The sequence below is a fragment of the Oricola nitratireducens genome (assembly GCF_014904745.1).
GTDB lineage: Bacteria > Pseudomonadota > Alphaproteobacteria > Rhizobiales > Rhizobiaceae > Oricola > Oricola nitratireducens.
In genome coordinates, this window is the sequence record NZ_JACZCS010000008.1 from 292,871 (window position 1) to 315,929 (window position 23,059).

23 protein-coding genes are annotated in these 23,059 nt (G+C 62.1%); 16 read left to right on the top strand and 7 right to left on the bottom strand.

The window, feature by feature from the left end; genetic code table 11:
• Positions 1-44 precede the first annotated feature (44 nt).
• A complete protein-coding gene (locus IG169_RS05605) occupies positions 45-998 on the bottom strand; it encodes a LysR family transcriptional regulator (RefSeq protein WP_343225585.1) in 954 nt (317 codons plus the stop codon).
• 65 nt (positions 999-1,063) lie between these two features.
• Here IG169_RS05605 and IG169_RS05610 point away from each other — a divergent pair, with 65 nt between their 5' ends.
• Genes IG169_RS05610 through IG169_RS05630 form a run of 5 tightly spaced genes read left to right on the top strand, consistent with a single transcriptional unit; the run spans position 1,064 to position 6,482 of the window.
• Positions 1,064-2,563, top strand: a complete 1,500-nt coding sequence (locus tag IG169_RS05610) for a CoA-acylating methylmalonate-semialdehyde dehydrogenase (RefSeq protein ID WP_193175177.1) — start codon at positions 1,064-1,066, stop codon at positions 2,561-2,563.
• Positions 2,564-2,618: 55 nt separating this feature from the next.
• Positions 2,619-3,761 carry an acyl-CoA dehydrogenase family protein gene (locus IG169_RS05615; RefSeq protein ID WP_193175178.1) on the top strand — a complete coding sequence of 381 codons (1,143 nt, stop codon included), beginning with the start codon at positions 2,619-2,621 and terminating at the stop codon, positions 3,759-3,761.
• Between the two features lie 3 nt (positions 3,762-3,764).
• Positions 3,765-4,805, top strand: coding sequence for a 3-hydroxyisobutyryl-CoA hydrolase (locus IG169_RS05620; RefSeq protein WP_193175179.1), 1,041 nt, complete (start codon positions 3,765-3,767; stop codon positions 4,803-4,805).
• A gap of 13 nt (positions 4,806-4,818) precedes the next feature.
• Positions 4,819-5,706 (top strand): 3-hydroxyisobutyrate dehydrogenase, encoded by an 888-nt coding sequence (gene mmsB / locus IG169_RS05625; protein ID WP_193175180.1) that lies wholly within the window; start codon positions 4,819-4,821, stop codon positions 5,704-5,706.
• A gap of 5 nt (positions 5,707-5,711) precedes the next feature.
• Positions 5,712-6,482 (top strand): enoyl-CoA hydratase, encoded by a 771-nt coding sequence (locus tag IG169_RS05630; protein ID WP_193175181.1) that lies wholly within the window; start codon positions 5,712-5,714, stop codon positions 6,480-6,482.
• A gap of 283 nt (positions 6,483-6,765) precedes the next feature.
• Here IG169_RS05630 and IG169_RS05635 read toward each other — a convergent pair whose 3' ends face one another.
• Entirely contained in the window at positions 6,766-7,245 is a 480-nt protein-coding gene (locus IG169_RS05635) for a MarR family winged helix-turn-helix transcriptional regulator (RefSeq protein ID WP_210325878.1), read from the bottom strand.
• A 224-nt stretch (positions 7,246-7,469) separates the two neighbouring features.
• Here IG169_RS05635 and IG169_RS05640 point away from each other — a divergent pair, with 224 nt between their 5' ends.
• A complete protein-coding gene (locus IG169_RS05640; protein ID WP_193175183.1) occupies positions 7,470-9,383 on the top strand; it encodes an FAD-binding monooxygenase in 1,914 nt (637 codons plus the stop codon).
• A 268-nt stretch (positions 9,384-9,651) separates the two neighbouring features.
• Here the strand turns inward: IG169_RS05640 and IG169_RS24320 are convergent, their stop codons facing one another.
• Positions 9,652-10,482, bottom strand: coding sequence for a LuxR C-terminal-related transcriptional regulator (locus tag IG169_RS24320; RefSeq protein WP_193175184.1), 831 nt, complete (start codon positions 10,480-10,482; stop codon positions 9,652-9,654).
• Positions 10,483-10,628: 146 nt separating this feature from the next.
• On the opposite strand from IG169_RS24320, the gene IG169_RS05650 reads away from it, so the two are divergent.
• From IG169_RS05650 to IG169_RS05680, 7 genes are read left to right on the top strand one after another with little or no spacing between them, the layout of a single operon-like run.
• Positions 10,629-11,759 carry a class II histone deacetylase gene (locus IG169_RS05650; protein ID WP_343225587.1) on the top strand — a complete coding sequence of 377 codons (1,131 nt, stop codon included), beginning with the start codon at positions 10,629-10,631 and terminating at the stop codon, positions 11,757-11,759.
• 40 nt (positions 11,760-11,799) lie between these two features.
• Positions 11,800-13,119, top strand: a complete 1,320-nt coding sequence (locus IG169_RS05655) for an ABC transporter substrate-binding protein (protein WP_193175185.1) — start codon at positions 11,800-11,802, stop codon at positions 13,117-13,119.
• Between the two features lie 26 nt (positions 13,120-13,145).
• On the top strand, positions 13,146-13,922 hold the full coding sequence (locus tag IG169_RS05660; protein WP_210325863.1) for an ABC transporter ATP-binding protein: 777 nt from the start codon (positions 13,146-13,148) through the stop codon (positions 13,920-13,922).
• Positions 13,919-14,635, top strand: a complete 717-nt coding sequence (locus IG169_RS05665) for an ABC transporter ATP-binding protein (RefSeq protein WP_193175186.1) — start codon at positions 13,919-13,921, stop codon at positions 14,633-14,635. The genes IG169_RS05660 and IG169_RS05665 overlap by 4 nt, the downstream gene beginning before the upstream one ends.
• Positions 14,635-15,513: a branched-chain amino acid ABC transporter permease gene (locus IG169_RS05670; RefSeq protein ID WP_193175187.1), complete on the top strand. Its 879-nt coding sequence runs from the start codon at positions 14,635-14,637 to the stop codon at positions 15,511-15,513. Before IG169_RS05665 ends, IG169_RS05670 begins: the two co-directional genes overlap by 1 nt.
• Entirely contained in the window at positions 15,513-16,544 is a 1,032-nt protein-coding gene (locus IG169_RS05675) for a branched-chain amino acid ABC transporter permease (protein ID WP_210325864.1), read from the top strand. Before IG169_RS05670 ends, IG169_RS05675 begins: the two co-directional genes overlap by 1 nt.
• Positions 16,541-17,575, top strand: a complete 1,035-nt coding sequence (locus tag IG169_RS05680) for a histone deacetylase family protein (protein WP_193175189.1) — start codon at positions 16,541-16,543, stop codon at positions 17,573-17,575. Before IG169_RS05675 ends, IG169_RS05680 begins: the two co-directional genes overlap by 4 nt.
• 79 nt (positions 17,576-17,654) lie before the next feature.
• Here the strand turns inward: IG169_RS05680 and IG169_RS24425 are convergent, their stop codons facing one another.
• On the bottom strand, positions 17,655-17,849 hold the full coding sequence (locus IG169_RS24425) for an aspartate racemase/maleate isomerase family protein (protein WP_193175238.1): 195 nt from the start codon (positions 17,847-17,849) through the stop codon (positions 17,655-17,657).
• Between the two features lie 127 nt (positions 17,850-17,976).
• Positions 17,977-18,288 carry a hypothetical protein gene (locus IG169_RS05690; RefSeq protein ID WP_193175190.1) on the bottom strand — a complete coding sequence of 104 codons (312 nt, stop codon included), beginning with the start codon at positions 18,286-18,288 and terminating at the stop codon, positions 17,977-17,979.
• 69 nt (positions 18,289-18,357) lie between these two features.
• Between IG169_RS05690 and IG169_RS05695 the strand changes: the two genes are divergently transcribed.
• Genes IG169_RS05695 through IG169_RS05705 form a run of 3 tightly spaced genes read left to right on the top strand, consistent with a single transcriptional unit; the run spans position 18,358 to position 21,211 of the window.
• A complete protein-coding gene (locus tag IG169_RS05695) occupies positions 18,358-18,921 on the top strand; it encodes a MaoC family dehydratase (protein WP_193175191.1) in 564 nt (187 codons plus the stop codon).
• Positions 18,918-20,078, top strand: a complete 1,161-nt coding sequence (locus IG169_RS05700) for a CaiB/BaiF CoA transferase family protein (protein WP_193175192.1) — start codon at positions 18,918-18,920, stop codon at positions 20,076-20,078. The genes IG169_RS05695 and IG169_RS05700 overlap by 4 nt, the downstream gene beginning before the upstream one ends.
• Positions 20,079-20,080: 2 nt before the next feature.
• Positions 20,081-21,211 (top strand): extracellular solute-binding protein, encoded by a 1,131-nt coding sequence (locus tag IG169_RS05705; protein ID WP_428982232.1) that lies wholly within the window; start codon positions 20,081-20,083, stop codon positions 21,209-21,211.
• Positions 21,212-21,217: 6 nt separating this feature from the next.
• On the opposite strand, the gene IG169_RS05710 is transcribed toward IG169_RS05705, so the two are convergent.
• Both IG169_RS05710 and IG169_RS05715 read right to left on the bottom strand, forming a co-directional pair.
• Complete coding sequence (locus IG169_RS05710) at positions 21,218-22,054, bottom strand: amidohydrolase family protein (RefSeq protein WP_193175194.1); 837 nt, start codon at positions 22,052-22,054, stop codon at positions 21,218-21,220.
• A gap of 69 nt (positions 22,055-22,123) precedes the next feature.
• Complete coding sequence (locus IG169_RS05715; RefSeq protein WP_193175195.1) at positions 22,124-22,906, bottom strand: IclR family transcriptional regulator; 783 nt, start codon at positions 22,904-22,906, stop codon at positions 22,124-22,126.
• Between the last annotated feature and the right edge of the window lie 153 nt (positions 22,907-23,059).

The following is a 23,059-nucleotide window of genomic DNA, read 5'->3' on the forward strand; positions in this document are numbered from 1 at the left end:
CGGTTTAACTGTTGGCGCATGGCCAAAGTCGCATGGGCCGGTCTTCAGCCATCTGAACGGGCACCGAACCGTTCAGAGAATATCGCATTGTTCTCCGTCACTTTCTCGGAAATGAACTCGATTACCGTTCTGATACGTGCAGTGTCGCGGAGGTCGAGATGCGCCATGATCCAGAAGGTGCGGACGAATTCCAGCTGTTCGGGAATGACCTTGACGAGGTCCGTGGTGCCGTGCGCCATGAAATCCGGCAGGATGCAGAGACCTGCGCCCGCCTGCGTCGCGTGCAACTGGGCGAACAGGTTGGTGCTCGACAACCGTGGAACGAAATTGTCTCCGATGTCCTTCAGGTAGTCGAGTTCGGGGGTGAAGACCAGTTCCGAGATGTATCCGATCAGGAGATGGTCGGTGAGATCCTGCCTGGAGGTGATCGGTGTGTGCGTTTCGAGATATGTACGGGCGGCGTAGACATGCAGTGTGTAGTCGGTGAGCTTGCGCGAGTAGAGGCGGCCCTTGTTGGGGCGTTCCAGGCCGATCGCGATATCGGCTTCCCGCTTCGACAGGCTGAATACCCGGGGCATTGCGACGATCTGAAGTTCAAGTTGCGGGTGGCGGTCAGCCAGTTCGCCGATCCGCGGCGCGAGGAAGAAGGCACCGAATCCGTCGGGCGCGCCGATGCGTACTGCGCCGCTTAGAGAGAACTTCTCTCCGGCGATATCGTTCTGGATCGTGGCCGCCGAACTCTCGATATTCTCGGCGTGGATCAGCAGCCGTTCGCCGGCGCCGGTCAGCGAATAGCCGCGCGGAGAACGGGCAAAGAGATCGGCGCCAAGTTCCCGTTCCAGCGCCGAGACGCGGCGGCTGACCGTAGCGTGGTCGGTGCCCATGCGGCGCGCGGCCGCCGTCAGGCGCCCGGTGCGCGCGACCGACAGGAAATAACGCAGATCGTCCCAGTCGAAAGCCATCGTATGGGTATAATCGCACAACAGATGCGCGATCAAGTCTATGGATTTGCGCAAACAATCGCATAAACTGGACGCAACAAGACAAACACAGGGAGGAAGCCGTGTACGAGATCGGTCATTTCATCGGCGGCAAGCGGGTTGCCGGAAAAAGCGGCCGCGAGGCCAATGTGTTCAACCCCGCGACAGGAGAAGTCCAGGCGACGGTGGCGCTGGCCGACGCGAACGAACTGAACGCGGCGATCGAGAACGCCAAGGCCGCGCAGCCGGCCTGGGGCGCGACCAATCCGCAGAAGCGCGCCCGCGTGCTGATGAAGTTCGTCGACCTGCTGCACCGCGACATGGACAAACTCGCAGAGGCGCTGTCGCGCGAACACGGCAAGACGCTTCCCGACGCCAAGGGCGACGTGATCCGCGGGCTGGAAGTGGCCGAGTTCTGCATCGGCGCGCCGCATCTCCTGAAGGGCGAATTCACCGAGGGCGCGGGGCCGGGGATCGACATCCATTCGGTGCGCCAGCCGCTCGGCGTCGTCGCCGGCATCACGCCTTTCAACTTCCCAGCGATGATCCCGATGTGGAAGTTCTGCCCGGCGATCGCGGCCGGCAACGCCTTCATCCTCAAGCCGTCCGAACGCGATCCGTCGGTTCCGATGATGCTCGCCGAACTGATGCTGGAAGCGGGCCTTCCGGCGGGCATCCTCAATGTCGTCAACGGCGACAAGGAAGCCGTCGACGGCATTCTCGACCATCCCGACATCCAGGCTGTCGGCTTCGTCGGGTCGACGGCGATTGCGGAATATGTCTATTCGCGCGGCTGCGCCAACGGGAAGCGGGTACAGTGCTTCGGCGGCGCCAAGAACCACATGCTGATCATGCCCGACGCCGATCTCGACCAGGCGGTCGACGCGCTGATCGGCGCCGGTTACGGCGCGGCCGGCGAGCGCTGCATGGCCGTTTCGGTGGCCGTGCCAGTCGGCGAGGAGACGGCGAACCGGCTAATGGACAAGCTGATCCCGCGGGTCGAGAACCTGAAGATCGCGCCTTATACCGCCGGCGACGATGCCGATTTCGGACCGCTGGTGACGAAGGATGCGCATGCGCGCGTCAAGGGTTATGTCGACAAGGGTATCGAGGAAGGCGCGAAACTCGTTGTCGACGGGCGCGATTTCTCGATGCAGGGCTACGAGAACGGCTATTTCATCGGCGGCTGCCTGTTCGACAACGTCACCAGGGACATGTCGATCTACAAGGAAGAGATCTTCGGCCCGGTGCTGTCGGTCGTGCGCGCCAAGACCTACGAGGAAGGGCTCGATCTGGCGATGAGCCACGAATACGGCAACGGCGTCGCGATCTTCACCCGCGACGGCGACGCAGCGCGCGATTTTGCCGCGCGGATCAATATCGGCATGGTCGGCATCAACGTTCCGATCCCCGTGCCGCTCGCTTACTATACATTCGGCGGGTGGAAGCGGTCGGGCTTCGGCGATCTCAACCAGCACGGTCCCGATGCCTTCCGCTTCTACACGCGCACGAAGACGATTACCTCGCGCTGGCCCTCTGGTATCAAGGACGGCGCCGAGTTCGTCATCCCGACAATGAGTTGACCGGGCCGGGAACGCGGAATTTGACCAGTTACCGGTGGTTGGAGGAGATCGCAGGATGAATTTCGATTTGAGCGAGGAGCAGCGCGCCATCCAGGAGATGGCGCGCGCATTCGCCGACGACAATCTCGCGTCGAACGCGATTGAGTGGGACGAGACGGGGCACTTTCCCGAGGACGTCGTGCGTTCGGTCGGCGAACTCGGCCTCGCCGGCATCTATGTCCGCGAGGATGTTGGCGGATCCGGGCTTGGCCGGCTCGACGCCGCGTTGATCTTCGAGGCGCTGGCGCATGGCTGCCCGTCGATCGGATCCTTCATCTCGATCCACAACATGGTTGCCTGGATGATCGACCGGTTCGGCACCGGGGAGCAGCGGCAGACATGGCTGCCGAAACTGTGCTCGATGGAACTGATCGCATCCTACTGCCTGACCGAGCCGGGGGCCGGGTCCGACGCGGCGTCGCTGCGCACGCGCGCCGAAGCCGACGGTAATGGCTGGAAGCTCAACGGCACCAAGGCCTTCATCTCGGGCGGTGGGTTTTCCGATCTCTATCTTGCCATGGTGCGCACCGGCGGCGACGGCCCGAAAGGCGTGTCGGCGGTGTTGGTCGAGAACGGGACGCCGGGGCTTTGCTTCGGCGCCAACGAGCGCAAGATGGGTTGGAAGGCCCAGCCAACCGCGGAAGTTCAGTTCAACGACTGCAAGATCCCGGCCGATCACCTGCTCGGCGAAGAGGGCAAGGGTTTCAAATACGCCATGGCCGGCCTCGACGGCGGCCGGCTCAACATCGCTGCAAGTGCGCTGGGCGCGGCGCAGTCGGCGCTCGACAAGGCGCTTCGCTATGCCAAGGAGCGCAAGGCCTTCGGCAATCCGATCGCCGATTTCCAGTCGCTGCAGTTCAAGCTGGCCGACATGGAAACCGAGCTGCAGGCCGCGCGCATATTCCTTTACCAGGCCGCCTCGAAGCTGGATGCCGGTGCGCCGGACGCCAGCAAGCATTGCGCCATGGCAAAGCGCTTCGTCACAGACACCGCTTTCAAGGTCGCCAACGACGCGCTGCAGATTCACGGCGGCTACGGCTATCTCGCCGATTTCGGCGTCGAAAAGATCGTGCGCGACCTGCGCGTGCACCAGATCCTCGAGGGCACCAACGAGATCATGCGGGTCATCATCGCGCGGCATCTCCTCGCCGAGGTGTGACCGGTGACGGATGGCGCAGAAATTGACATCCGAACGCTCGGCCGATGCGGCCGGATCACGCTGACGCGGCCGAAAGCGCTGAACGCTCTGACCTACGACATGGCGATGGCGATCGAGGCCGCGCTCGACCGCTGGCAGGCGGAGCGCACGGTCGACATGATCGTCATCGACGCCGAAGGCGAGCGGGCATTCTGCGCCGGCGGCGACATCGCGCACATGCACGCGACCGGTGCGGCAGGCGACTTTTCCTATGGCCGGAAGTTCTGGGCCGACGAGTACCGGCTGAACGCAAAGGTCGCCAATTCGGCCATCCCCTATGTCGCGGTGATGGACGGGATCGTCATGGGCGGCGGCGTCGGCATCTCGGCGCACGGTTCGCACCGTATCGTCACCGAGCGCTCGATGATCGCGATGCCCGAATGCGGAATCGGACTGGTGCCGGATGTCGGCGGCACGCGCATACTCGCCGATGCGCCGGGTCATCTTGGCGAGTTCCTCGGCATGACGGGATGGCGCATGACGGGCGCCGACGCGATCCTTGCCGGTTTCGCCGATCTGCTGGTCGCGGGCGACGACTTGGCGACCGTGAAGGCGGCGCTGGAAGAAACGGCTGATCCGGTCGCGCTCGACGCGTTTGGCCGCGCGCCAGGCGACGCGCCGCTTGTCGGCCATCGCGAGATCATCGACAGGCATTTCGGCCACGACACTGCGCTTGCCTGCCTGCAATCGCTGGAGGGCGATCCTTCCGAATTCGCGCATAAGGCGGCGAAAATGATCCGCCAGGCCTGCCCGCTGTCGGTCGCCTGCACTTTCGAGATGATCCGGCGCGGGCGATCGCTTGCGACGATCGAGGAAGTGCTGGCGCTCGAATACCGCTTCACCTTTCGCTCGATGTCCGACGGTGATTTCGTGGAAGGCATAAGGGCGCAGATCATCGAGAAGGACCGCAATCCGAAATGGCGGATCGCGCGGCTGGAAGACGTCAGCCGCGAGACGGTCGAAGCCATGCTTGCGCCGCTGGGCGACAACGAACTGAAACTCTGAGGGAGGAAGCCGCATGAGCAGGATCGCATTCATCGGCCTCGGCAACATGGGTCTGCCGATGGCCATCAACCTGAAAAAGGCGGGGCACGACATCCATGCTTTCGACACGGTCGCCGATGCTGTGGCCAAGGCCAAGGCCGAGGGCATGACGGCCGCTGCAAGCGCGACGGAGGCGGTCGCGGACGCGGAGTTCATCGTCACGATGCTGCCGAACGGGTCGATTGTTCTAAAGGTGTTCGAGGACATCGTTCCGGCGGCGAAAAAAGGCGCGGTCATCATCGACTGTTCGACCATCGATGTCGCGAGCGCCAGGAAAGCGCATGAGATGGCGGGCAGGGCCGGGCTGCTGCCGCTCGACGCGCCAGTCTCCGGCGGAACGGGTGGCGCGATAGCGGGTACGCTGACCTTCATGGTCGGCGGCTCGGAGGAAGCTTTCGACAAGGCGGCGCCGATTCTCGACGTCATGGGCGGCAAGCTGGTCCATTGCGGCGACGGCGGCGCGGGCCAGTCGGCCAAGATCTGCAACAACATGCTGCTGGGGATCTCGATGATCGGCGCCTGCGAAGCCTTCGCGCTGGCCGAGAAGATCGGCCTGTCTGCGCAGGCCGCCTTCGACGTGATCTCGACGTCGTCGGGCTTCTGCTGGTCGGTTAACACATATTGTCCGGTGCCGGGCGTCGGGCCGAAAAGCCCAGCCGACAACGACTACAAGCCGGGCTTCGCGGCCGAACTGATGCTGAAGGATCTCGGCCTGTCGCAGCAGGCGGCTTCGGATGCGGGGCAGGCGACACCGATGGGCGAACATGCGATGCAGCTCTACGCGACCTTCCTGAAGGAAGGCGGGGCGGGCAAGGACTTCTCCGGCATCATCGAATATCTGAAAACCGCGGCGCGAGGCTGAACCACATGAGCGAAGTCGAAATATCGATCGACGAGGGCGTCGGCATCATCACGATCAACCGGCCGGCGGCGCTGAACGCGATCAACCACAACGTGATGAACGGGCTCATCGAAGCGGCGGCGACATTCGACACGGACGAGACCATCGGCTGCATCCTGATCACCGGGGCAGGCGACAAGGCCTTCGTCGCCGGCGCGGACATCAAGGAGATGGCGGACAAGTCCTACATGGACATGTTCCTGGCCGACATCCAGGCCGGATGGGAGCGTTTCTCCGCCACGCGCACGCCGATGATCGCGGCGGTCAACGGTTTTGCGCTCGGTGGCGGATGCGAGATCGCGATGATGTGCGACATCGTCATCGCCTCCGAGAAGGCGAAGTTCGGTCAGCCGGAAATCAAGCTCGGCGTCATGCCGGGCTGGGGAGGCACGCAGCGGCTGACGAAGGCGGTCGGCAAGGCCAAGGCGATGGATCTGATCCTGACCGGCCGGATGATGGATGCGGCGGAAGCCGAAAGCGCCGGGCTCGTGGCGCGGGTGGTGCCGCATGACGAATTGATGAGCGAGGCGCTCGCCGCGGCGAAGGCTGTCGCCTCATTCGGTCGCCCGTCTGTGGTGATGGCCAAGGAGGCGGTCAACCGCGCCTTCGAGACAACGCTGGCGGAGGGCCTGATGTTCGAGCGGCGCGTATTCTATTCGATGTTCGCGACCGAGGATCAGAAGGAAGGCATGGATGCCTTCATCAACAAGCGGGCGCCGGATTTCAGGAATCGATAAAGGAATTCCCTGGCTTCTGCGGGACGAATAAAAAGGTCTCATGTCGGTGGCGAATTCTACCGGTCGCCCCAACACATTCGCCGAATTTCTTCGCCGGGGTTTGACGGTGCAAACTCTTGCGCGGCCGTTCGCTGAGTTGGCGTGCGATCAATCGCGCTTGGTCAAGGTTGTCGTCTCGAGTTGAAAACTGCGGGCGGATTCGATGGGCGAAAAGCCATGGAAGAAATTAGACAGCGTCTGCGCCCCGTGAAAAATTCGGATTCTCAGCCGATGCGGCGCGGAACTATTTAGCGGGTTTGATCCTCTCGTGCGAAGCCGCCGTCCAGGCTGTCCTTTGCGGCGCGCGACTGAGGTCGTTACCGGCGTCGATGGCCTTGCGAAGGAGATGCATCAGGGTTTCTGCCTCATCCTCCGTCAGGCCCCGGACGAGCATGTGCTGGGCGGCGTCGACGGCGGGATCGATCCTTTCGAGCGTGTCGCGCCCCTGATCTGTGATTTGAAGCACGCGGGCGCGGCGGTCCGTGCTGCTGGCGTTGCGCTCGGCCAAGCCTTTCTGGACGAGGCGGTCCACGACGCCGCCGATGGTGGTGCGGTCATAGGCGATCAGGCCGGCCAGCGTCGCCTGGTCAAGGCCGGGATTGGCCTCGATGGCTGAGAGCGCGGCGAATTGCACAGGCGTAAGGTCGAAACCTGCTTCGCCGACCTCTCCGTGAAAGACGGCCACTGCAATCTGTTGGAAGCGGCGCGCCAGGTGTCCCGGCATTTCATCGAAGTTTCTCACCGGGTTCTCCCGCGTTTTGGATCATATTGACAGTATACTGATTATCAGTGTACTGATCAATTATCGCGCCGCACGATGGCGGCCTCCGGCTTGTGTAGCCGAGAGAAGCGTCAATCGCGAGGGGCAGAACGGGCCAGGCGCCCGCAATGGAATGACAAATCCCGGCCCGAAGCGGCAGGCGGGCACCAAATAGAGGAAGTAGGGTCATGCAATTCCATCTGAACGGCTTTACGACGGGTGATCCGGAAATTTCCGGTCGGACTGAAGACGCCATGGCGCTCGCGAACACCGACGCGCTACCCGGCGAGGTCGATGTGCTGATTGTCGGCTGCGGCCCGGCAGGCCTCGCGCTCGCCGCCCAACTCGCCAAGTTCCCGGACGTCAAGACCCGGATCGTGGAACAGAAGGACGGTGCGCTTACCCATGGCCAGGCGGACGGTATCGCCTGCCGGACCATGGAAATGTTCAATGCCTTTGGCTTCGCGGAGAAGATCGCCAGGGAAGCCTGCTGGATCTCCGAGGTCACCTTCTGGAAGCCGGATGAGGCCGATCGGACGAAAATCACGCGCAATGACCGCATCCAGGACGTTGAGGATGGTCTGTCGGAATTCCCGCATGTGGTGCTGAACCAGGCGCGCGTCCATGACCACTTCCTCGATGTGATGCGCAATGCGCCGAACCGGTTGGAGCCCAATTACTCCCGCAAGTTGGAAAGCGTAGAGGTCGGCACCGGCGAATACCCGGTGACTGCCAAGTTGGAGCGTACGAATGCCGCGCACGCAGGTCAGATCGAAACGGTCAAGGCGAAATATGTGGTCGGCTGTGACGGTGCGCGCAGCGCCGTTCGTGCCTCCATCGGTCGTTCGCTCAAGGGCGAAGCGGCTCACCAGGCCTGGGGCGTGATGGATATTCTGGCCGAAACCGACTACCCGGACATTCGCATGAAATCGGTGATCCAGTCTGCCGGCGAGGGCAGTATTCTGATCATTCCGCGCGAGGGCGGCTATCTGTTCCGTGTTTATGTGGAGCTCGACAAGCTTGCCGAAGACGAGCGCGTCGCCAACAAGAATATTACTCTCGACTACCTTGTCGACGCTGCCAACCGGATCATGAACCCGTTCAAGCTCGACGTGAAGGAGGTCGCCTGGTGGTCGGTCTATGAAATCGGGCACCGCATCTGCGACAAGTTTGATGACGTGCCGGCAGAGGGGATTGCCACCCGCCTGCCGCATGTGTTTATCGCCGGTGATGCCTGCCATACCCATAGCCCGAAGATGGGCCAGGGCATGAACGTTTCCATGCAGGACACCTTCAATCTCGGCTGGAAGCTCGCCTATGTACTCCAGGGCCGCTCCGGACCCGAGTTGCTGCACACGTACTCCGCCGAACGCAAGGCGATCGCCCAGGATCTGATCGACTTCGACAGCGCGTGGGCACGTATGCTGAGCGCGCCGATCAAATCGGCGGAAAACCCGGACGGGGTCGATCCGGCGGACGTGAGGAAGCATTTCCAACAGCTCGGCCGTTACACAGCCGGTGTTGCGACCGTGTACGAGCCGTCGGTGTTGACCGGTGAATCCACGAACCAGCATTTGGCCGAAGGTTTCAAGATCGGCTCGCGCTTCCATTCCGCGCCGGTAATCCGTCTGGGCGACGCCAAGCCGATGCATCTGGGTCATACGATTGAGGTCGACGGCCGCTGGCGCATCTTTGCCTTCGGCTCCAAGGAAGAACCGGCGGGCGCAAACTCCGCTATTCGCCGTTTGTGCACCTTCCTGGAACAGTCACCGGACTCGCCGGTGAAGAAATACACGGCCAAGGGGGCCGACATCGACTCCGCTATCGACGTCCGCGCCGTGTTCCAGCAGGGCTTCCGCGATCTGAACCTCGAAGCGATGCCGTCGCTGCTGCTGCCGAAGAAGGGCAAATACGGCCTGACCGACCGCGAGAAGATGTTCTGCGCCGACCTGAAGAGCGGCAACGATATCTTCGACATGCGCGGTATCGATCGGGACAAGGGCTGCATGGTCATTGTCCGGCCGGACCAGTATATCGCCCATGTGCTTCCGCTCGACGCCCACGCGGAATTGGCGGCCTTCTTCGGCGGTTTCATGATCTGAAGGTTTCCCGCCCACGTTGGTTGATGCCCGAATTCAAGAGCGGGCCGTGACGCAATGACGGTGTCTTCGCGGAACTAGGAAGCACAGGGTGCTTGTCGGAAAAACCGGGGTTGAGGAGGGGCAGGGCGCTGGCTGGCGTCAGGGCATGACGAAACGCAGCCCGTTTAAATATTTCAAGACGAGCCCCGAGATCATCGCTTGGCGGTGATGCTGTCTGTTTCAGATCCGTCATTCAATCGACGGTCATGTCAGATGAGGGTCACCGACTTCAGCAGATCGTCCGCCCACGCGATGCAACATTTCGGTCCGCATACACGAACTGCCGCTCTTTGTTTTGGTCGCTCGCGCGCATTGCAAGGCCGAACAGCTCGTTTTGTGCCGATATCGCAAGCTTCTTGTAGATGTTTCGCCGGTGCACTTTCACCGTGTGAATGGAGATTCCGAGATTGATCGAGATTGAACGGCTTGAGTGCCCCTGGGTGATCAGGGCGGCGATTTCGGCCTCCCGTCCGCTCAAGCGCCGCTTTTTGTCCATGTGCAGGTCCCGGAACAGTTCGGCAAGATTGCTTGCCGACGACCCAGTGCCTTGCTGCGTGAAGTCGGCCGCAATATGTTGCGCGATATCGACCGCCGCGAGCTGCGCGATCTTGGGCATGAGGGCTGCCGAGAGCATCTTGAACTTGCGGGATTCGCGCGCGGTGAATTTCGGATAGCCGGCGTTTCGCCCCAACGAAAGATGCGCAACGGTCGTATCGTCGATCCGGAACAACGCACCTAGTTCGTCCACCATTCCCGTCTTGCGGTAATAGCGTGCGAAATATTCGCTGCTTTCGAACCGGTCGGGTGCGATTTCGAAGATGCGATGCGCGGACATGAACGGTTCGGCGGCCGCTTTCAGCGCGAATGGGTCCAGCAGGTAGCCGAGGTTGAAATAATCCTCGTCGAACGTCTGCCTGAGCGGATCGTCGGGAATCCAGCGGATGATCGAGACTGGCTGGTGGCCGTCCCGATAAACGAGAACGATCACGCTTTGCGGCGCGAATTCTGTCGTGGCGAATTCGATGAGCGGGGGCATTGCGTCGGCGATCTTGTCGGCCACGGCAATCTTCCCGATCAATTCGTATCGTCGAGCAGGTGTAACCATTTTACTCCTCTATACCGCCTCAAACTGTAAAAAAATACCAATCTGGTGGTATTGGCGAATTCTGGCGATACGGCATTCTGAAATCCCAAAAGGAACCGCTTGTGGCAGATCAATCATCGAAAGCACAGAGACGAACCGGGTGGATAGCGCCCGAGCTTTGCCTCTGGCACCACACACAGAACTGGGCCGGCTTCTTCGAACCGGACATGGCGGTGCAACCCGGCGAGCACTTCGAAAACGCAGAGACGAAGCGGCGGTTGAAGAACCTGATCGACGTCTGCGGCCTTCATGACGCACTCACCGACATCCCGCCCCGAATTGCCGAAGATGCGGACCTGCTGTCCGTCCATTCCCGGGCGCATCTCGATCACCTCGAAGCCGTGTGCACTGGCGGCGGTGGCGACATGGGCGCACTGACGCCCGGCGGTCGAAGCGCCTTTCAGATTGCGCGGCTGGGCGCCGGAGCGGTCCTCTCGGCCGTGGATTCCGTGATCGATGGCGTCGTGGACAATGCCTATGTCCTGTGCCGCCCGCCGGGCCATCATGCCGAGCGGGAAACGGCCATGGGGTTCTGCCTGCTCGCCAATGCCGCGATCGGCATCCGTCATGCGCAGGCACGCGGCATCGGCAGGATCGCGACAGTCGACTGGGACGTTCATCACGGCAACGGCACCCAGTCCGTTTTCTTCGACGACCCGAATGTCCTGACCATTTCGCTTCATCAGGAAAACCTGTTTCCGCCCGGGTCGGGCACAATCGACGAGAAGGGCTCCGGAAGCGGCCTCGGCGCCAATCTCAACATTCCGCTGCCTCCGGGAAGCGGCTCCGGCGCCTACAGGCACGCCTTCGAGACGCTGGTGATGCCGGCGCTTGAGGATTTTGGTCCAGAGATGATTTTTCTGCCGACCGGCTACGATGCATCGGCGATGGACCCGCTCGGGACCATGATGCTCTCGTCGAGCGACTACGGCTGGATGGCCGGGCAGGTCGTTGCCTTTGCCGAGGCGCATTGCGGCGGACGCATCGTCGCCACGCACGAAGGCGGCTATTCCGCGATGCACGTGCCTTTTTGCGGCCTTGCGGTCGTCGAGGCGCTGAGTGGCGCGGAGAGCGGCGTGACGGATCCGTACGACATCCATATTCGCGGTTACGGCGGACAGCAGCTTCAGGACCATCAGCGGCACGCAATCGAAGCCGCATCGCAAGCCTTCCGCAAGGCGAGGGCGCGGTGACCAAATTATCAAATCTGAATCGATCGCAGGGAGATCAAACATGAGCGACAGTCAACCGAAGGCGCCTTCGCGCCGCAAATTCCTGAAAACCATGGGCATCTCTGCCGGGTCGACTGCCATGCTGGCGGGATTGAACCAGTCGGCGAGCGCGCAGTCTTCCGAGCCCGTGAAGATCGGATGCCCGGCGCCGTTGACGGGCATTGTCGCGGCCGATGGGATCGAGTTCCGTCGCGGTCTGGAAATGGCGGCCGAGGAAATCAACGCGGTGGGCGGTATTCTCGGCCGTCCGGTCGAGCTCGTCTTCGTCGATACCGAAAGCAAGGGAGACGATGTCGTCATCCAGGCGGCGCAGCGCCTGATCGACCGCGACAAGGCCAGCGCTCTCGTGCTGGGTTACAACCTCGAAACCGGCACGGCCCTGCATGACGTGGCCGCCGATTCCGGCATTGTCGCTATGCATTCCAATACGGTGGTGGCGCATGACGAACTCGTCCGGTCGGATCCGGAAAAATACTGGGGCATTTTCCAGTATGATCCGCCGGAAACCTTTTACGGCATCGGCTTCCTCGACTTCGTGAAGGGCCTGGAAGACCGCGGGGAGTTCACCCGTCCGAACAACAAAATCGCGATCATCACGGGTCCCGGGACCTATTCCACCAATATCGCCAACGCGATCAAGGACAACGCCGACAAATACGGTCTGGAAGTGTCACTCTTCGAAAGCGTCAACGTGCCGATCTCGGAATGGGGTCCGACGCTCGCCAAGGTGAGGGCTGACGAACCGGCCATCATCGCGGTCACGCATTTCTACGCCGCCGACCAGGCCCAGTTCATGAACCAGTTCATGAGCCAGCCGACCAACAGTCTCGTCTACATGCAATACGGTGCGTCGCTTGCCGCCTTCCGCGACATTGCGGGCGTCAACTCGGAGGGCGTGATCTACGCGACCGTCATCGGCGCGCTGCAAGACGAAATCGGCAGCGGATTCGCCGAAAAATATGTTGGAAAATTCGGTGACACGTCATCGCCCAACGGCGGCGGCCAGACTTACCAGGCACTCCATGCATACGCCGTCGCAGCGGCGCTCGCCGGCGGTCCGGGCGAGCCATATGAGGAAGACCGGAACCGCATGGTGGCCGACCGCCTGCGCAACCTGATCTATCGTGGCCCGATGGGCACGATGCGGATCAATCCCGACGGTCAGTCCGCATTTTGCTACCCGTCGCAGACGAACGATCCGTCGCTCGGCATGCCGCATATCTTCAGCCAGATCCAGGACAAGGCAGTTGGCGGGGTCCTGATCGCGCCTTCGCCCTACGATGTCGGCGCGTTCAAGCTGCCGTCCTGGATGAAGGCTTGAGTACAAGCGCCATGCAGGTATCCGCCGTGACGCCTCTTCTCAAATGCCGGGGGGTCACCAAGCGGTTCGGCGCGCTGGCTGCGGTCGATGGAGTCGATCTCGATGTTTCGCCCGGCGAAACCATCGGGATCGGCGGACCGAACGGGGCCGGGAAAACGACCCTGTTCGACGTGATCTCGGGATTGCAGGCTCCGACCGCCGGAACGGTCGAACTGTCCGGGCATTCGCTTGCCGGTCTTTCCGCCGATCGCATACTGCACAGGGGCATGGCGCGGAGCTTTCAGCTGAATTCGGGCTTCGACGGGCTGAGCGTATTCGACAACGTTCTCGCTGCGGTTGCTTTCGGCCGCCAGTCGACCAGCGGTTTTTTCCTCTCCAGCCGGAAGGATCGGGAGCGGGCCTGGTCGACGCTTGAAAGGCTGAAGCTGCAGGATTTCGCCAACGATATCGTGGAAAACGTGCCGGTTCTGGTCCGCAAGAAACTGATGATCGCCACAGCGCTCGTCAACGAACCGCAGATATTGCTTCTCGATGAACCGGTTGGCGGGCTTACCCCGTCCGAAACGGACGAATTCATCGATCTCATCGATGGCTTGAAAACCGGCGGGCTGACGATGATTTTCGTCGAGCATGTGATGCGGTTTCTGACTGCGCTCGCCGATCGCGCGCTCATCATGCATCAGGGCCGTATCATTTTCGACGGTCCCCCGTCGCAGATCGGAAATGACCCCATTGTCCGATCCGTGTATCTCGGGTCGGCGGTGATCGAACCGGCTGCGTCCGGCGGGGGGGCGCATCCATGACGGCTCCTTTGCTGGCTCGCGATCTGGTATCGGGCTATCACGCCCGTCCGGTGCTGCAAGGCGTTTCCGTCGAGCTCGTAGCGGGCCGGATTGCCGGGCTCATCGGGCCCAACGGACACGGGAAGACGACCCTTCTGCGCACGCTCTCCGGGTCGATCCCGCTGCGCAGCGGCAAAATCGAGATGAATGGCGAGGATGTGAGCCGCGTCCCGGTTTGCGACCGCGTCGGACGCGGGCTCGTGCACATACCGCAGGGCGACCAGCTTTTCGGCGATCTCTCCGTCGAGGAAAACCTGCGCATGGGCGCTTATCTGCGCGACGACCAGAAGGCGGTCAGGCAGACGCTGGACGAGGTGTTCACGATCTTTCCGCGGCTGGCCGAAAGGCGCAGGCAGACCGCGAGCAGCCTTTCCGGCGGCGAACGGCGGATGGCAGGCATCGGTCGCGGGCTAATGGCGGAAGGCCGGGTGCTGATGGTCGACGAGCCGTCCCTCGGCCTGGCGCCATTGGTCATCGAACAGATCTACGAAGCGCTCAGGCAGGCGGTTCAGTCGGATCGGGCCATTCTCGTGGTCGAGGAAAATCCCAGCCGGCTGCTTGGCGTCGCCGACGCGATCTACCTGATGGATGCCGGCCGCATCGTGTGGTCCGGATCGGCCGCCGAGACGGTGAATTCAAGCGATATTTTGGCAACTTACCTGGGCGGGCACTGATGGATATTTTGATCCAGATACTCGTTACCGGCCTCACACTCGGCGCTATGTATGCGTTGGCTTCGGTAGGGCTGGCGCTGATCTTCGGCACACTCGGCATGTTCAACATGGCCCACGGCCTGTTCATGACGATCGGTGCCTATGCGGCGTTCAGCCTGAGCGGTTACCTCGGACTGGTCCTGCCGGTCGGGCTTCTGATCGCCATGGCGGCGGGCGCGCTGATAGGCGTTCTGACCCATCTGCTGATCGTCCGTTTCATGCTGACCGGGCCGAATTTCGAGACGAATGTCATGGTGGCGACGGCGGGTCTCGCCATCCTGTTGCAGGACGTTCTTCTCAAGATCTTCGGCGCCTATCCCTTTACCCAGCCGGTCAAGGTGGAAGGAACGATCCGCCTCGCGGGTGTGGCCATTACCCTGCAATCGGTGGTGATCGTGGCGGTCGCGCTGGTTCTGATCTCGGCGATTGCCTTCCTGCTCCTCAGGACGCGATTCGGCATGACGATCAGGGCGACCGCCATGAATCGCGAAGCCGCGGAGCTCATGGGAGTTCGCACGACGCGCGTCTACCTGCAGGTCATGGGCCTTGCCGGAGCTCTGGCGGGCGCCGCGGGATTGATGATCTCGTCGCTGACAACTCTGTCGCCGCAGATGGGCGGCGATCCGTTGCTCAAGGCCTTCGTGATCTGCGTTGTCGCCGGGCTCGGCAATGTCTGGGGCGCAGGCATATGCGCATTCGCGCTCGGGCTCCTGGAGGCGACGGTCCAGTTCGAGTTTGGCGTGCGCTTCGGCTTTCCGGTGATGCTGCTCCTGGTGATCCTGGTGCTTGTCTGGCGGCCGCAGGGGCTCTTCGGGCGCGAGAGGGTGGTGCGGCTTTGATGGGCAACAACAATCTTCGCCGGCATCTGCTCGTTGCGGCACTGATCGCGCTCGCATTCGCTGTCCTGCCGCTCTTTGTGACTGAGCGGTACTTCCTCGGCGAAGTCATCATTTTTCTGATCTGGTCGATCGTTGCCGCGAACTGGAACCTGCTGATGGGCCATGCGGGTGTCTTCTCGCTGGCGCAAATGCTGTTCTTTGCGACGGGTGCCTATGGCGTCGCCGTCGCCACGCAGTTCGCGGGCCTGTCTATCTGGCTTGCCATTCCGGTCGCGGCGCTCGCGGCGACGCTGCTGGCGCTGATCATAGGCGCGGCGTGCCTGCGTTTGTCCGGCGCCTATGTGGCGCTGCTCACTTACGCGATCGCGGAAATGATCCACATTCTGATCGTCACGGACACGGCGTGTTTCCGCCAGGTGGGAGGAAGTTGCCTTCAGCTTTTCGGCGGCGCTCGCGGGTTTTCGCGGTTCGAGGATTTCGGCTTCCGGCCGCTTTTGAAAGCGGACTGGATTCTCGGTAACTACTACGTCGTCTGGGCGGTTTTCGCCTTCACCATTTTTGCGCTCGTCGTCGTGATACACGGTCGTCTCGGGCTTGGATTCCGCGCCATCCGCGACAATGTCGGATATGCCGGCAGCCGGGGCATCAACCGCCGGAAGATCCAGCTGATCGCCTTCGGCATCTCGGCCTTCCTGACCGGTCTGGCGGGCGCGGTCTATGCCGGGCACTTCCGGTTCGCCGGGCCAAGCCTGTTCGAGTTTTCGAGCCTGATGTTCGTGCTGGCGATGGTGATCGTGGGCGGCCTTGGTTCCACCTGGGGGCCGCTCATCGGTGCCGCCGCCATCATGACCGTCGTTGAAATTACAAAGGAACTGGGCGACGCCCGGGCGATCGTGCTCGGCCTCGCCCTCATTCTGTTCGTACTCTTTCTGCCGAAGGGACTGGCCGGGAGCCTTGAGCGCTTGCAGCGCGCTACAGGGCTGTCGCGCAAACCCGGGCCCGAGGCTTCCACATCCAAGGACCCCGCATGAAGATCATCTATTCCGACCTGCACAGGAAACGCCAGGCAAAGACCGAACTCTATGGTGGAGAACTGCGGCCGCCTTTCGAATGCCCCGAACGCATGGACTACATCCTCGCCGAGATCGACAAGCGCAAGTTCGGCGAGATCCTCCCGCCCAAGGAGTTCGGCATCGATCCTGTGCTCGCGGTTCACGACAAGGCCTATATCGAGTTCCTGGAAAGGGCCTGGTCGGACTGGAAAGCACTCGGTTATGCCGGCGAAGCGGTTCCGAATGTCTGGCCGGCGCGGCGGATGCGCTCGGACATCGTTCCCGAGCATTTCGACGCACGCCTCGGCTACTATGCACTCGCGGGCGAGACCTCTCTGAGCGAAGGAACCTGGGAAGCGGCGGTCGCCTCGAAGGATGTCGCGCTGACTGCGCTGGCGGCTGTCATGGACGGCGAACGCGCCGCATTCGGGCTTTGCCGCCCGCCCGGGCATCATGCTGCGATGGACCAGTTTGGCGGCTATTGTTTCTTCAACAATGCGGCCGTGGTTGCTCAACAGGCCCGCGATCAGGGAATCGAGCGTGTCGCCATTCTGGATGTCGACTTTCACCACGGCAACGGAACGCAGCAGATCTTCTACGACCGCGCCGACGTGCAGTTCCATTCCATTCATGGCGACCCCCAGCACGCCTTTCCGCATTTCCTCGGATTTGCCGAAGAGAAAGGGGAAGGGGCCGGCGAAGGGCACAACTTCAACTATCCGCTCCCGCCCGGCACGGGTTTTGCCGAGTGGCGGGCCGCGCTCTCCTCGGCACTCGACGAGATCAATCGCTACAAGCCAGGTCTCTTGATCGTGTCGCTTGGCGTGGACACGTTCGAAAAGGATCCCATCAGCTTCTTCAAGCTGACGTCCGGCGACTTCGTTACGATCGGGCAGGACATTGCCGGCCTCGAGATGCCGACTCTCTTCCTGATGGAAGGCGGCTATGCGGTCGAGGATGTCGGAGTGAACACGATCAACACTGTGAGCGGATTCTGGTCATCTCATTGATCGGCGCTGTCAGGACGATCAGCCTTTGAGGCAGGTCGGTTTCGTCTGACAGCACCCACGTGAGTCTTTCGCGCCGAATTCATCGGAGAGGCGTGCCTTGCCGGTCGATTCCCTTCAGCAGCATGCTGAAACCGTCGACCGGTTGGCGAATCCCGGTCAGTCGCAAAGCTTCCCACAACAGGGCGCCGTTGCTCGAAATGACGGGCAGCCCCTTTTCCTTCTCGATCGCGTCGATCCCGTTAGAAAGGTTGATTCCGGCACAGCTGAAAACGATGGCGGCGCAGCCGCTTGTATCCGTTTGACGGGCTAGCCGAACCTAATGGTCCGGCGGCAGCGAACCTTGTGCCAATGCGGTTTGGCATTCGGTGTACGCCTCGGCGCGGCTCGTCGCCATCGGGTTACTAGGTGGTGTCCAGGACCGGATAGGGCCGTGCATACATCACCTGGCGCGTGATCTTAACGGGCCCGAGCATCCGCCAGATATCCGCATCCGTCAGAGGTTGAAGCGCGCCATCGGCCGCGATGGCGGCCTCAAGGTCTTCGAGACTTTCATTATAGAGCTGAAGCGCAAGGCGCGGCGAGGCGTCATCATTCGTGTAGAAGTCACGCGCCTCCGCGGGCTGGAACAGAAGCGCCGGGATGGTTGTAACAATGTCCTGCACGCGCTGCACCTTGTCGGCGATCACGACGCCCACGATCACACCGTCGCGCATATGGTCCGCCTCTTGTCATCATGATCCATATGTGAATATATTATTCACATAGGAATTTTAGGAGGAATCATGGGGTCGTCGTTCGCACCCACCGTCGGGGTCGCCAGCACGCATCCGCAGGACATGCCGCGCGAGCATGCTGATCTGCCGGTGTGGAATTCAGAGAACTGGTTCTACGAGGATTGGCAGCCCGGCCACCGGATCAGGTCGTTGCGGCGGACGATCGCGGAAGGAGAGAGCCACCTTTTCAACACGCTCGTCGTCGACATCCATCCCTATGTGCAGGACCAGATGTTCGCCGAGAAGGAAGGGATGTTCGGGCGGCGGCTCGTCGCCGGCGCATTCGTGTTTTCGGCCGGACTCGGGCTGGTGGCGACGAACTGCGTCAACGCCTTTTCCTATGGCTATGACAAGCTGCGGTTCATCAAACCGGTGTTTATCGGCGACACGATCTACACGGTGCGCACGAATTTCGACAAGAAGCCGCGCTACGAGGAGATGGGACTGACCCGCGCCAGCTACGAGGTGTTCAAAGGCGAGGGGGAACTCGTCCTCTACTGCGAACACCTGCAGACCGTTAAATACCGCAATCCGGCCGACTTCGAAGGCCTCACCGAATCCGGAACATCATGACTTCCACATCGGACTTGCCGCTTGCCGGGCTGGTCGTGCTCGACATGAGTCAGTTTCTCTCCGGCCCGTACGCCACCCTTCGCCTGCAGGATCTGGGCGCGCGCGTCATCAAGATCGAGCGTCCCGGCGCCGGCGACCTTTCGCGCAGCCTGTATCTGAGCGACACCGAGATCGGCGGGGATTCGACGATCTTCCACGCGATCAACCGCGGCAAGGAAAGCCTCGCGATCGACCTGAAGGACGAGGCGGACCTTGCGAAACTGAGGCGATTGATCGCAAAGGTGGACGTGCTGGTGCAAAATTTCCGGCCCGGCGTGATCGAGCGGCTGGGTCTCGACTACGAGGCCGCGCGCATGATCAACCCGGGGATCGTCTACGGCTCGATCAGCGGCTATGGCGAGGAAGGGCCGTGGGTGAAGCGCCCGGGCCAGGACCTTCTCGCCCAGGCTCGCTCCGGCGTCATGTGGCTGAGCGGCGACGACGGCGACGGCCCGGTGCCCATGGGGCTCGCGGTCGGCGACATGTTCGCTGGCGCGGCTCTGGCTCAGGGGCTTCTCGCAGGGCTTGTGAAGCGCGGTGTCACGGGCAAGGGGAGCCACGTCCAGACGAGCCTGCTCGAGGCGCTGGTCGATTTCCAGTTCGAGGTCCTGACGACCTATCTCAACGACGGACGCCGGATGCCGAAACGGTCGGGATTCCGCAGCGCCCATGCCTATCTGTCCGCGCCATACGGCGTTTACGAAGCGAAGGATGGTTTCATCGCCATCGCCATGACGCCGATTCCGCGGCTGCGGGAGCTGATGCAGCTCGATTCACTGGCACCCTATTCCGACGACCCGAAAAGCTGGTTCACCAAACGCGACGAGATCAAGAAGCTGATCGCCGGCGCGATCGCCGAACGGACGGTCGAGGAGTGGATGGCCGTGTTCGAGCCCGCCGACATCTGGTGCTCGCCAGTGCTTGACTGGGACGGCCTGATGGACAGCGAAGGCTTTAGCATTCTGGACATGTTGCAGCGGGTGACACGCGAGGACGATGTTTCCATCCTGACGACGAGTTCGCCCGTCCGCTTCGATGGCGAACGCCCGAAGGGTACACGCGCTGCGCCGCGCGTTGGCGAACACACCGCCGCGATTTCTGAAGAGTTCGGGCTTTGAGCATGCCGCGGCTGAAGGGAATGACGTGGAGCCATCCGCGTGGCTACGATCCAATGGTGGCCTGCTCCCGGATCTGGGAGGAGAAGACCGGCTTCGTGATCGACTGGGACAAGCGTTCGCTGCAGGATTTCGAATCGTTCCCCGTCGAGGACCTCGCCCGCGCCTATGATCTTATCGTCATCGATCATCCGCATGTCGGCGAGATCACGGCGCAGTCCTGTCTGGCGTCGCTGGATAACCCGGGCCGGGAACAGGAGCGTTTCGCGCTCGCGGCCGGCAGCGTCGGCGGCTCCTATGGCAGCTATAACTGGGACGGACATCAATGGGCGTTTCCGATCGACGCGGCGGCGCAGGTTCAGGCGTGGCGGCCGGACCTTCTCGATCATGCGCCGGAACGGTTCGAGGAAGTGCTGGCGCTCGCCGCTGACGGCAAAGTGCTGATCCCGATGCGGCCGCCGCATTCGCTGATGACGTTCTTCACCCTGGCCGCGAATCTCGGCACGCCGTGCGCGACGACCGGGCCCGGACGCCTGATCGACCGCGAGGCCGGTGTTGCGGTTTACGAGTTGATCGCCGCCCTGATGCGCCATGTGCCGGAAGACTGCTACGCGATGGACCCGATCGCGGCGTTCGAGCGCATGAGCAGTGAAAACAGCGATATTGCCTGCGTGCCGCTGATCTACGGCTATGTCAGCTACGGCCTCGAGGGGTTCCGCCCAAAACGCCTGTCCTTCGCCGACATTCCCGCAGTGGGAAAGCATGGCCCCGTCGGTTCGGCGCTTGGTGGCACGGGCATCGCGGTCTCGGCATTTTCCGCCCATGCGGACGCAGCGGTCGACTTCGCCTACTGGATCGCCAGCAGCGAGGTACAGTGCGGTCCCTTCGCCGCGGCCGGTGGCCAGCCGGGCCATGCCGACGGATGGAACGACGAGACAGTGAATGCCGTAACCAACGATTTCTACCGCAAGACCCGCAAAACGCTGGACGGTTCCTGGATCCGGCCCCGCCACCGCGGATATATGGCGTTCCAGGCGCAGGCGTCGGAGCGTCTGAACTCCGGCCTCCTGGTGGGCGAGGGGGCGCAAACCGTCGTCGCGGAGCTCAATGCGATGTTTGCGAAAAGCTTCCGCTGAAACGGATCAGAGGCGCCAGATCCGCTTCGCGTTTGCGGACAGCAGCTTTCGGCGTTCGTCCTCGCTGGTTCCGTCCAGCAATGCGTGGGTGGCGGCGGCCCAGGCCATCAGTCCACCGCCGAGCGTGCAGACCGGCCAGTCGCTGCCCCATACGACGCGATCCCAACCGAAGGACGTGATCGTGTATTCGACCCAGGGACGCAGGGTTTCCGCGATCCAGGTTTCCGGATCGGCATAGGCGACGACGCCGGAGATCTTGGCGATCACGTTGGGGCGCTCCGCAAGCGCGGCGATGTGGTCGCCCCACGGCTGGCGCGCGTCGCCCTTGATGTCGGGGACGCCACAGTGATCCAGGATGAAGGTGATGTCCGGCGCGAGATCGGCAAGCGCGATCGCCTTGGGCAACTGGTTCGGCAGGACGCAGAGATCGAAGGTCAGGCCGGTGCCGGACAGGCGCGCCATGTTCTCGCGAAACAGCGGTCGTTCGGAAAGTTCGTCGGGCATGACGTGGAGTACGCGGCGGAATCCCTTGACCAGCGGATTGGCGCGCTGCCGTTCGAGATAGGCCGGAAAGTCCTTTTCCTCGGGGCGGCATGACGCAATAGCGCCGGCGATCAGGCTGTCGGGCCGGCCGGCAAGCGTTGCGACATAACCGGTTTCGTCCTCGATTTGCGCCGGCGCGACGTCGACTTCCATATGTAAAGTCCGCGCTATTCCCGCGCGCCGTGCTTCCAGTTCATAGGCGTCGTAGGACCATGTCCTGTTGAGCGCCTCGACGCCGGACAGCCACGGATAGTCCAGCGCCGAAAGGTCGATGACATGCAGATGGGTGTCGACAATCATGCTGCTTCCTCCTCGCAGGCTCGACTTTCCGCATATTTCCACAGGGAAATAATTTATTCAAATAAGAATTCAGGCGCGCTTTTTGACTTCCGCGCCGGCCAGTTCGGACAGTTGTTGCGATGTCTTCGCCAGCATCTCCAGCGTTTCGGTGATGTCCGGCGCCTGCGGCACGTTGACGAGCGTGATGTAGGGAACCGTCAGGGCTGCAATCGCGCGTCCGTCAGGCCCGAGGACAGGTGCCGAAAGGTTGTACACGCCGGCCGTTTGCGCGCTCGGCATCATTTCGTAGCCGCGCTCGCGGATCTGGTCGAGGCGGTCGAAGAATTCGCGCGCCATCGTCGGATGTTCTGTACTGCTCGAATATTCGTTGATCATCATCAGGCGCTCTTCCTGCGAACGGAAGGCGAGCAAGACGTGGCCCGAGCCGGTGTCATACAGGCTGATATGCGAGCCCACGCGGATCGAAATACCCCAATAGCCGGGCGCTTCCTGCTGGGCCACGACCACCACCGATCCGCGATCGAACACGGCGAGCTGGTTCGCCTGGCGGGTTTCCTCCGCCAGTTCGCGCATGAACGGCGTGGCATAGGAGACGAGACGGCGGACCGGCGCGTGCAGTTGCGCAAGGCCGAACAGCTTCAGTGTCAGCGAAAACCGGTCGCCGTCTATGCGGGTGACGTAGCCGCGCCGCACGAGACGATCGAGCATGCGGTAGAATTCGTTCGGGCTGCGCCCGAGCCGCTTTGCGATTTCCGCCTGGGTGAGACCGCCGTCGATTTCGGCGAGGAGCTCGAGGATGTCGAGCCCCTTGTCGAGAGCTGGCGCCCTGTAGCGGTCTTCTTCCGAGTCCATGCTTTTCTCCGTGAATTCTGTCATTCATATACGCATAAAGACTCCAAATAACAATCAAACAATCCCTTGACCGCCAATGAAGAAAGTGTTTGTATATGAATGAACCACTCATCTGTGAGGGTTTGGGGCGTTTCGCCCATCATGCTCAAACGT

Coding starts and splice junctions, on each gene's coding strand:
- IG169_RS05705 (WP_428982232.1), top strand. CDS start 20,081: ATGCCGCGGCTGAAGGGAATGACGTGGAGCCATCCGCGTGGCTACGAT.
- IG169_RS05700 (WP_193175192.1), top strand. CDS start 18,918: ATGACTTCCACATCGGACTTGCCGCTTGCCGGGCTGGTCGTGCTCGAC.
- IG169_RS05655 (WP_193175185.1), top strand. CDS start 11,800: ATGAGCGACAGTCAACCGAAGGCGCCTTCGCGCCGCAAATTCCTGAAA.
- IG169_RS05670 (WP_193175187.1), top strand. CDS start 14,635: ATGGATATTTTGATCCAGATACTCGTTACCGGCCTCACACTCGGCGCT.
- IG169_RS05630 (WP_193175181.1), top strand. CDS start 5,712: ATGAGCGAAGTCGAAATATCGATCGACGAGGGCGTCGGCATCATCACG.
- IG169_RS05710 (WP_193175194.1), bottom strand. CDS start 22,054: ATGATTGTCGACACCCATCTGCATGTCATCGACCTTTCGGCGCTGGAC.
- IG169_RS05695 (WP_193175191.1), top strand. CDS start 18,358: ATGGGGTCGTCGTTCGCACCCACCGTCGGGGTCGCCAGCACGCATCCG.
- IG169_RS05675 (WP_210325864.1), top strand. CDS start 15,513: ATGGGCAACAACAATCTTCGCCGGCATCTGCTCGTTGCGGCACTGATC.
- IG169_RS05635 (WP_210325878.1), bottom strand. CDS start 7,245: ATGCCGGGACACCTGGCGCGCCGCTTCCAACAGATTGCAGTGGCCGTC.
- IG169_RS05665 (WP_193175186.1), top strand. CDS start 13,919: ATGACGGCTCCTTTGCTGGCTCGCGATCTGGTATCGGGCTATCACGCC.
- mmsB (WP_193175180.1), top strand. CDS start 4,819: ATGAGCAGGATCGCATTCATCGGCCTCGGCAACATGGGTCTGCCGATG.
- IG169_RS05680 (WP_193175189.1), top strand. CDS start 16,541: ATGAAGATCATCTATTCCGACCTGCACAGGAAACGCCAGGCAAAGACC.
- IG169_RS05690 (WP_193175190.1), bottom strand. CDS start 18,288: ATGCGCGACGGTGTGATCGTGGGCGTCGTGATCGCCGACAAGGTGCAG.
- IG169_RS05615 (WP_193175178.1), top strand. CDS start 2,619: ATGAATTTCGATTTGAGCGAGGAGCAGCGCGCCATCCAGGAGATGGCG.
- IG169_RS05715 (WP_193175195.1), bottom strand. CDS start 22,906: ATGGACTCGGAAGAAGACCGCTACAGGGCGCCAGCTCTCGACAAGGGG.
- IG169_RS05640 (WP_193175183.1), top strand. CDS start 7,470: ATGCAATTCCATCTGAACGGCTTTACGACGGGTGATCCGGAAATTTCC.